General features: G+C 47.9%; 5 protein-coding genes and 1 tRNA gene. 2 read left to right on the forward strand and 4 right to left on the reverse strand.

Going from position 1 to position 9669, the window contains the following annotated elements; genetic code table 11:
- Window positions 1–341: 341 nt before the first annotated feature.
- Together AABW11_RS03440 and AABW11_RS03445 are read right to left on the reverse strand one after the other, a co-directional pair.
- Window positions 342–416: transfer RNA gene (locus tag AABW11_RS03440), tRNA-Val, on the reverse strand.
- Window positions 417–675: 259 nt separating this feature from the next.
- Complete coding sequence (locus AABW11_RS03445) at window positions 676–1347, reverse strand: SDR family oxidoreductase (protein WP_340103374.1); 672 nt, start codon at window positions 1345–1347, stop codon at window positions 676–678.
- Window positions 1348–1653: 306 nt separating this feature from the next.
- On the opposite strand from AABW11_RS03445, the gene AABW11_RS03450 reads away from it, so the two are divergent.
- Window positions 1654–1779, forward strand: a complete 126-nt coding sequence (locus AABW11_RS03450) for a hypothetical protein (protein ID WP_340103375.1) — start codon at window positions 1654–1656, stop codon at window positions 1777–1779.
- Between the two features lie 21 nt (window positions 1780–1800).
- Here AABW11_RS03450 and AABW11_RS03455 read toward each other — a convergent pair whose 3' ends face one another.
- On the reverse strand, window positions 1801–5070 hold the full coding sequence (locus AABW11_RS03455; RefSeq protein ID WP_340103376.1) for a S41 family peptidase: 3270 nt from the start codon (window positions 5068–5070) through the stop codon (window positions 1801–1803).
- Window positions 5071–6762: 1692 nt separating this feature from the next.
- On the opposite strand from AABW11_RS03455, the gene argS reads away from it, so the two are divergent.
- Window positions 6763–8403, forward strand: coding sequence for an arginine--tRNA ligase (gene argS, locus AABW11_RS03460; RefSeq protein WP_340103377.1), 1641 nt, complete (start codon window positions 6763–6765; stop codon window positions 8401–8403).
- Window positions 8404–8876: 473 nt separating this feature from the next.
- Here the strand turns inward: argS and AABW11_RS03465 are convergent, their stop codons facing one another.
- On the reverse strand, window positions 8877–9275 hold the full coding sequence (locus AABW11_RS03465) for a DUF3224 domain-containing protein (RefSeq protein ID WP_340103378.1): 399 nt from the start codon (window positions 9273–9275) through the stop codon (window positions 8877–8879).
- Between the last annotated feature and the right edge of the window lie 394 nt (window positions 9276–9669).

A 9669-nucleotide genomic window follows, 5' to 3' on the forward strand; every position in this document is an offset into this window, starting at 1 on the left:
TTTTTGGTATTAGTTGTGTCTAGCTCTTTCTTTTGCTTAAAGACTAATAGAAAGGGTTATTTTAACATATGCAAATAAATAATGTTTGTACATATGTTTGTGCCACATAATATAAAAGCCTTGCAAGTCATTGACTTACTAGGCTTAGTGTGCCTTCGTCTAGATTTCTGAAGCTCTTAATGTTTTGAGAAAAGATTTGACATCAATTTTTATAGAGATTTTATCAAAGTGCTCTCAATAAAGATTAGAATGATAGAGGATATTATGTGTTTGTTATCACTAATGTTTGCACCATAAAATAAAAAAGCCCATGTAAATCAATGACTTACATGGGCTTTTAGTGGGCGCTGAGGGATTCGAACCCCCGACCCCCTCGGTGTAAACGAGATGCTCTAAACCAACTGAGCTAAGCGCCCTGTTTTTCAAAACAGACTTAAATATACGAAGCTTAGAATTCCGAGCAAAACAGATTTTGAATGGTTTTGAAATTTTTTTGGAGAAAATATCACCATTCGAAAAAACAACTTAGAATTACCTTAGCCAGGAGTAGTTAACGCAATGTATGATGTGACAGGCGAACTTGCACTGGTAGGATCCGAACACCCCTCGATCCGCCATCGGGCGGACCACTCCCCTCAAGGCGAGATATTCTGTACCCATTTTAAAATGAATTATTTAAGGCTGTAGCGGCCTCACCTGCACATCCGTATAATGAAAGTTCTGCGGGCATTTTAGCATGTGAACGACCGATGCCGCAAGATCCTCTGGCTGCAGTTTGTTTTTATTTGATTCAGAAAATCCGGTATCTACCGAGCCGGGTGAGAGGCAGCTGACCTTCACTCCAAAATCGCGAAGCTCCTGATGGAGCGATTCCGTGATTCCGTTCACAGCGTACTTAGTCCCGCAATAGGCACTCATTCCGGCAATACCGTTTGTGCCTGCTCCGGAGCCGATGTTAATAATATGTCCGCCCTTCTCTTTTTTCATCAGGGGAATGATCCGCTTTGTGGTATAAAAAATTCCGTGCACATTCAGATCGAACAGTTGCCGCCACTTGTCACTCGGCATCTCTTCCATTACCCCGCGATATCCCATGCCCGCATTGTTGATAAGAATGGGAATAGAATCGCCAAGTGTTTCGATGGTAGACTGAAAGGCTGTTTCCACAGATTCCTCTATTGTCAGGTCCGCTTTGATGTGATGGAAATGCTCATGAGAAAACTCTTCCGGCGGCGTTCGGCTCCATCCGGCAATGGTTACGCCTTCATTAACGAGTGCTTTTGCGATTGCCAGCCCGATTCCCCGGCTGGCTCCTGTGACAATGGCTGTCTTGTTTTGAATGTTCATGATGTGAAATTTTATTGAGGTTTACTCGTCATTCCGGCCTTGAGCCGGGATCTCCAAAATCGGTTATGAATAGATACTTTCCAATGGTAAAATCTAAAGTCCAAAAGAAAATGGGAGATCGCAGGTCGGGCCCGCGATGACTTAGATTAGTGAACAATTTATTAGTCATGCCGCACCCCGATACGGCATCTCCAATTCCTGCCCGAATCGTACATTTTGCCAGGGTTAACCCCACTCCGTTGCTGAGACTGGAGATCTTGGGTCAAGGCCCGCGATGACTTAGATTAGTGAAACAATTTATTCGTCATGCCGCACCCCGATGCGGCATCTCCCATTCATGCCAGAACCATACACCTTGCCAATGGCAACTCCCTCTCCATGGCAAAGATGGGAGATCGCGGGTCGGGGCCCGCGATGACTCATGTACTTTAGGAAAATGTATTCTCCTGGATTCTAATTCCCACCGTCCATCTCAAAACGGTCCGGCCGCTTCCATCGTACGGGATCTTCAGGCGTGGGAACAATTGGATCTTCATAGTTTTGAAGCATCCTCATTGCTTCTTCCACCGCGCGCTCCAGCTGTGGATCGTGCCCTTCAATCACCTCTTTAGGCGTTTGCATAACATGAATATCGGGTTCGATACCTTCGCCTTCAACATCCCATTCGCCCTCCAGGTTGTAGAATCCGCCTCGCGGAGCCACAAAATATCCGCCATCAATAAAAGGAGGCGTATCCCAGGTGCCCACAAGGCCACCCCAGGTTGTGGTTCCGACAAGTGGGCCGATTTCCATCTTTCTGAACAGAAACGGCAGTAAGTCTCCTCCAGAGCCGGCGCGTTCGTTCATCACCATCACTTTCGGGCCCCAGATGCCGGCGCCCGGTGTGGTGAATGGCTTGCGATCACCCGCCTTGCTGTTGAAAAATCCATGCAGCTCACGATCCATAATATCTACCATATAATCGGCCGCCGAACCTCCGCCATTGTTTCGCTCGTCAATCACCGCGCCGAGCTTATCCTGCTGGGCGAAGTAGTAGCGATTGAAATAGTTGTATCCGCTTTGACCGGTATTGGGCACCCACACATAGGCCAGCTGTCCATCCGACATCTCGTCAACCATTCGGCGGTTCCCTTCCACCCATTCGCGCGTTCGCAGTCCGCCCTCACTGCTGACCGGCACTACTGTCACAAGCCGGGCACCTTCCTGATCGGGAGTATCATTCAAAAGCAGCTGAACCTGACGGTTGGCCGTACCTTCAAAATTACTGTAAAAGTTTTCTGTCGGGTTGATGGCGTTTCCGTTCACGGCGAGGATATAATCTCCCTCATTTACATCTATGCCGGGTCCGGATAGGGGAGCTCGCAAATCGGGGTTCCAGCTTTCTGCCGTGTAAATCTTATCAATGCGATACGCACCATTTTGTAGTGAAATATCTGCGCCCAGCAATCCGGCCTGCACATCTTCGAGATCAGGAAAGTCGCCGCCGCCCACATAGGAGTGACCCACAGCTGCTTCGCCGCTCATGATATCGAGCACATAGTTTAGGTCTGAGCGGTGTTTTGCATGAGCCACCCATGGCGCATACCACTCATAAATTTCCCCCCATGGCGCCCCGTGCATGTTGTCGACATACAGGAAGTCGCGCATGAACCTCCATCCATCACGAAAAATCTGTGTAAACTCCTCCATGGGATCTACCTGCACTTTTACGCCGGAAATGTCCAAAGCACCGTCACCGGGTGATTTCTCGCCTGTATCGGTTCCTACAATTCCCCAGGTTCCCCCGCTTCTGTACAACAGGTTTTGTCTGTCGTGAGAAACAACGGCTTCGTTCACGCTTCCCATAAACAAGCTGCTCTCTTGTGCCTCCAGGTCATATTTATGGAGCCGTGTGCCTTCATTTGGAACTGATTCAGTAAAGAACACGCTCCCGCCGGGTCCGGGAATCAGGCCGGTGTAGTTGCGTTCGGGAACGTCAACCGGGAGCGTGCGCTCGGCAATTCCATCAGTGTCAATAACAACTGTTAGCTCCTCTTCGGATTCGGCGTCAGCTTCATCAGTCTCTTCATCAGCGGATGCGGCGGTCTCGTCGTCACTTTTGGGTAGTAGTGGTGACGGTTCGCCATCAGCTAAAACAATCATGTACAGTGCGCGGGTCACCGGCATGTTATAGGAGCTCATATCGAGCCAGCCGGTGTTGAGCCCGTAATCGGTGCTGGCCAGGAACCATATGTATTTTCCATCTTCGCTCCATGCAGGCGTAATGGCGTCCGACATGCCATCGGTGAGCTGATGCGTATCGCCGGTTTCCACGTTGTGCACATGCAGCGCCTTAAACTGATTGTCGAGCAGCTTCACGTAGGCAATCCATTTACTGTCGGGCGACCATACCGGGTTCATGGTCCGGTTTGGATGTGCGTAACCATCGGTGTCGACCATCTCTGCTTCTCCAGATTCCACATTTACATACCAGAGATTATAGTCCGTATCAGTATAGGCGATATGTTCACCATCAGGCGACCAGTCTGGCCGGAAGTAAAACGTTGGGTTCGGAAGCTCTATCATTCGCGGCTGCTCATACCCATACTGATCAGAAATCATAAGCGTATATTCGCCGCTTTCATCAGAAAACCACGCAATTTTATCACCCTGGGGCGACCACACGGGGTACCGTTCAGCGGAAGCTGACGAGTTTGTGAGATTTCGCCATGTTCCATCTTCTTTTGGCACGGTGATGATTTCTCCCCGGAACTGAAAGACAGCCCGTTTGCCCGTGGGTGATATCTCAGCATTATCCATATTGAATGCTGATGGCTCTTCCCATCGCGTACGGCCGTAGCTCATGTCGCCCGCCACGTGAATCTCAAGCTGTTTCGTGGTTTCAGTTTCGGGATCGAGCAGGTGCAGGTAGCCACCCTGCTCATACACAATCATTCCAAATCCGGCATCAATGTTCTTGGCATCAAACTGTGAGTGAAACGTCCACTGTTTCTCTTCATTTGTTTCAGGATTAAACGACCAGATATTGTTGGCGAAATCCCGTTCTGAGAGATAGAACACCTCATCACCAAGCCAGGCCGGATCGGTGTGGCGTTCGCTGTCGGTTCGGGGCGTTTGAACGAGTTCATAAGAATCCAGGTCTACAATCCAGATCGGCTGGGCCTGGCCGCCGCGGTAGTTTCTCCATTCCGGGTCCCAAAACGTGATCGGGTTGTAGGCGATATGTTGTCCGTCATCAGAGATGTCGCCATTGGCAGCCCGGGGAATGGGCAGAACAGTTGGTGTGCCTCCATCAGGGCTGACTTTCCAGATTCTATTGGTTTGCGTGGGATGTCCATCGCGTCCCGATCGGAACAGGATCTCACCTTCGGGCGTCCAGCCGGTCACCATATCTGTGCCAGGATGCCAGGTGAGACGTTCAGGAGATCCTCCTTCAGCCGACACAACATACACATCAGAATTCCCCTCATACTGCCCGGTAAAAGCAACCATGCTTCCATCAGGCGAAAAGTGAGGAGCCATTTCTCCGCCAATGTTGCTGGTCAGGCGGGTGGCATCGCCGCCGGTTCGGTTCACTTTCCAGAGATCGTAGGCGTGCACAAAAACGATACTGTTATCAGAAATGGTGGGTTCCCGCAGCAGTCGTGTGCCTTGTGAAAAGATGGCGGGAGCTGCGATTAAGAATATGAATAAGGTGACTAAAAAATTTAGGCGATAGGACATGAGCAATCGGTTTAGCTAAAGTTCAATTCCAATATATAGAAATGATGGTAAAGAACCATTTGATGGGTGGTGGCTTTTAAACTTGTCAAGAAAGTGGAAGCACCATATAAATATTGGAAGAATGCGTTTATCGATTCAGGAATAGCATGCGGTGTTCCGGGCAAATTTAACTCTTAAAAGTACTGATTCAGCCGATGATGAAACCACGGTTTAAATCATTTGCCCCCCTTCGATTGTATCCCTTTCTTCTGCGAAATCAACCGCCTCGGTGTGTCTGGACGGCCAGATTCTGCTAACCCCGCACTGCGCGCCGGAAAAACCACGGCGCTTGTACGAGGCTATCAAGCGATCGCCCCTGTCGGGGCTTTTTGTTACGTGCAGGCACGGAACCGGCAGCACATCTGCACATGATAACGTAAGTGTTCATAAAGATGAAAACGTCGATTAAAGTCTAAAAAAAACTTTTAAAAATCTGTCATTGGTAGCCTATAATTTTGCTCCAAAAGGCTGGGCAACACCATATGAGAGGTGACAGGATGCGTTTTCCGATCCGGAAGTACTATGCGTTTTGCGAGTGGTGGGTAGTGTGCGGTGTTCCGGGTAAATTTAAATTTCAAAAGCACCTCATCAGATCGTTATTCATCCATGGAATAGATCTTTCATAACCCCTTCGACTGCATTCAATTCTTCTGTAGAATCACCCGCCTCGGGGACTTGAGACGCCTGCCTTCTCTTACCCCGCACTACGCGCCGAAGAACCACGGCGCTTGTACGGGGCTATAATATGGGCCGCCCCTGCAGGGTTTTTTTGTTTCGCGCAAGCGCGTAACCGACTTACATTTTCAATTAATAAGATAAGTGATCATAGAAATAATCTTTGTTTAAACACTAAAACGACACATTTTACAATCTGTCATCGGTAGCTGCCAATTTTGCCCCAAAAGTGGGGCACCACTAAAATTTTGGAGACAGAATAGACCATTGTGTTCTTAGATGCATTTTGAACAGCGAGCGATCAAAATTCATACCGGTAACAAGGAGATCAGCCGGTGGGCGGACAGGTAGGTATCTCCATTCCGGCCAAAAAGCGCGGCTTGCAGTCGATATGACAATGAGAGCGGTTAAGAAAGCACGGCGCATAAATAATAGGAATCGAACTATATCTCCTGTCGCGCCGTGAAAGTTGTTTGCGATTGGCGGCGTAAGTCAGGCCGTTACAAATTTTTTAGTTGAAAACGCCGCCCACTATTGCCACCACGCGATGTCATGTCGACCGAATCCCGACATGCCTTTTGGAGGGATGAGTGGAGACATCTCACTGTTCTTAGATCCATTTTGAACAACGCCTATTCGAAACGGCAACGCCGGATGAGGGTAAGAAGTAATATGTTCAGTATTCTTAAACTGGATCAGATCTATCTTCACGCTTTACGGCCTTATCAAACACACCCCTGAACCCCAAAACGGAAACTCCGCGTTGTTTTGTGATTCTGTCCCCTCTCGAGATGGGATTAAAAGCTTATTACATATTTCATGCTTAGAATCTATCACCAGTAGGATTAAAGAGTGCCGAACGAATCAAATGAGTGAAAGGTGAGATCTTCACCCTATAATAGAGTAGAGATTCCCTGACTAAAAGCTGTATCTTTGGCACTTAATTGAACAATACCAAAGATCACAAAAATTTCTGCCATGCAGATTGAAGCATACCTTACCAAGCAGCTAAAGCAAGTACTTGAACAGTTTGACATTGATCCGGCGGAGATGCCTGATGTACAGCTCGAAACACCCCGGGATCCCGAGCATGGCGACATGGCAACCAATGTGGCGATGCATCTTGCTAAACCGCTTCGGAATAATCCGCGGAAAATTGCCGGAGAAATTCTTGAAAAGCTGGAACTTGATCCTGAGCTGATTGAGTCGGCTGGCGTGGCGGGCCCCGGTTTTATCAACTTCAGATATTCCGATCAATACCTTACGAATGCCCTGAAAAATCTGATCGCGGATGGTGAAGCATTCGGGCGATCGGATGAGAAAAAAGGGACAAAGGCGCTTGTTGAATTTGTAAGCGCAAATCCCACGGGGCCGCTAACGGTAGGCCACGGACGAAATGCTGTTCTGGGCGATACCGTCGCGCGGCTCCTGGAGTGGACGGGGGCCGAAGTTGACAGGGAGTACTATTTCAATAACGCCGGCCGGCAGATGCGTAAGCTCGGGCTCAGCGTGAAGGCGCGCTACTTGCAGGCGATCGGACAGGATGCGGAGATGCCTGAAGATGGGTACGAAGGGGAATATATCAAAGAGATAGCGCAGAGCCTGGTGGATGAACTTGGTAAGAAACTCGCTGATGAAGATGATGAAACCATATTTAAAGAAGCAGCTGAATCGGCCATTTTTGAGCAGATTCAGAATACGCTCAGGCGGATGAATATTGAAATGGATTCTTTCTTCAATGAAAAATCACTGTATGATAGCGGCGCGATTGAACAAACGATCGAGACCTTCAGGGAAAAGGGGATGGCTTATAATGAGGAAGGAGCCGTTTGGTTTAAAACTACGGAATTTGGCAAGGACAAAGACACAGTACTGATTAAAAGTACAGGCGAGCCGACCTATCGGCTGCCTGATATTGCCTACCACGCCAACAAGCTCGACCGCGGATTTGATCTTTGCATTGATGTTTTTGGTGCCGACCATATCGACACGTATCCCGACGTGATGAACGGGATTAAGGTGTTGGGCTACGACCCGGACAAAGTGGATGTTCTTGTGTACCAGTTTGTAACGCTGGTTAAAGATGGTAAACCGTATAAAATGAGCACCCGGAAAGCGAACTTTGTGACGCTGGATGAGCTGATGGACGATGTGGGTGAGGATGTGACTCGTTTCTTCTTTTTGATGCGATCACCCAATACACATCTTGAATTTGATGTGGCACAGGCAAAAGAGACTGGCGAAAAAAACCCGGTGTTTTATCTGCAGTATGCACACGCCCGAATCCAGTCGATTCTCAGGAAAAAAGCTGAAATAACTGAAGAGGCAGAGAATCATAAGCTTGAGCTGCTGACTCATCCGTCAGAGGTTACGCTCATTAAAAAACTTCTGGGATTTCCTGATGTGATTGAACTCGCGGCAAAACATATGGAGCCGCACCGCGTCATTACATACCTGAATGAACTGGCGTCCGACTTTACCTCATTCTACCACGACTGCAGAATTATCGGCGAAGAACAGGCGCTGATGGACGCTCGTGCAGAACTGGCTAAAGCCACCGCACAGGTCCTGGCAAACGGGCTCGGAATTCTGGGGATTACGGCACCGGACAGAATGTAGATGTTAGATTAGAGATAAAAGATGTTAGGTTTTAGGGGATGTAAATCGAAGCTCCTGCTTCGATTGCTTCGCTACAATCGATTCGTTTCTTGCGAGCTCAATCGCTGGTACAGAAATATAACCCACATTTAATTACAACCTTTAAGCTGCTTCCAGTCCTGTCGAACGGGGACGTTCGACCTACGTAGAGCGGCGTCGCTGACCCGCTTCATCGTAGTTCAAAAATGTTCCAATTCTGGTGAAAAGAACGGGTTTTAATGGGTGTCCAAACTTAAAGTGGCTACCGGCGGGAAAAACATCATTCCCTCTCGGGTCAGCGACCCGAGATACTTAGACCGAAGCTCTTGCTTCGATTATGTTGCTTCAAACAATTCGTTTCTTGTGAGCTCAATCGCTGGTACAGAAATATAACCCACATTTAATTACAACCTTTAAGCTGCTTCCAATCCTGTCGAACGGGGACGTTCGACCTACTACTCTGCGGCGATTGAAAAATCAAACTCATAAAAATGCTGACCGTCATTAATTTTTATGGACATGCTGCCGCTGATGCCGGCCAGGTCCCCGGTGCCTGAATCGGGGACGACCTCAAGAATCAGGCGTTCATGTCCCGAGTGCATGGTTCCGAAATGCTGCAACACAAAACTTCCGTTCATGCCGCCGATTTCTCCGGTCACCTGCTCAATAGCCACGTAGCCGGCCGAGCCTTTTACTGGCGTCATGACACTTAACATCTCACCTTTACTTGTGCCCGTGAGGTCACCCTCAAACGATTTATCGATCGATATTCTGTTAAGCTTGATGTCGTTTATTCCTTCAGCATAGCCGTCAATAGGTTTCAAGTCTGCATTGAATGTGCCTGTTGCTTTCATATAAGTTTGATTCTGGATAGAAGTATAATTGGTTTGATTTACAAAGCCATCTTGAAGCTAAGATGCTAAATATTTTCGGTTTTACGGGAAAGTTTGTGGGTAAATCAAAAATGTTTTTCAACCCTAAAAAAACTGCGCATTCCCAGGCTGAATTTTGCAAGGCCTTTAGCCTTTATAGTTTCGTTTAGGAAAGCCAATATTGCATGAAAAGAAGCAGGTGTGGAAATCTGCTTTAATCACGGAACGCAACTGGTTTGGCAAAACCGAAATTTCAATCAATCTGTCCGAATAATTACAAATATATCAGCTGGGGGTTGCTGTAGATTATTGTCGGACATTGGCGCTTAGAAATACAGCTTATAATTACTAATTGAGCTAAAAAAACTGGAATATG

Source organism: Rhodohalobacter sp. 8-1, assembly GCF_038150125.1.
Classification (GTDB): domain Bacteria; phylum Bacteroidota; class Rhodothermia; order Balneolales; family Balneolaceae; genus SW132.

Bases quoted from the DNA above. Each gene is read 5' to 3' on its own strand.
- AABW11_RS03455 (WP_340103376.1), bottom strand. From the start codon at position 5,070: ATGTCCTATCGCCTAAATTTTTTAGTCACCTTATTCATATTCTTAATC.
- argS (WP_340103377.1), top strand. From the start codon at position 6,763: ATGCAGATTGAAGCATACCTTACCAAGCAGCTAAAGCAAGTACTTGAA.
- AABW11_RS03450 (WP_340103375.1), top strand. From the start codon at position 1,654: ATGCCGCACCCCGATGCGGCATCTCCCATTCATGCCAGAACCATACAC.
- AABW11_RS03445 (WP_340103374.1), bottom strand. From the start codon at position 1,347: ATGAACATTCAAAACAAGACAGCCATTGTCACAGGAGCCAGCCGGGGA.
- AABW11_RS03465 (WP_340103378.1), bottom strand. From the start codon at position 9,275: ATGAAAGCAACAGGCACATTCAATGCAGACTTGAAACCTATTGACGGC.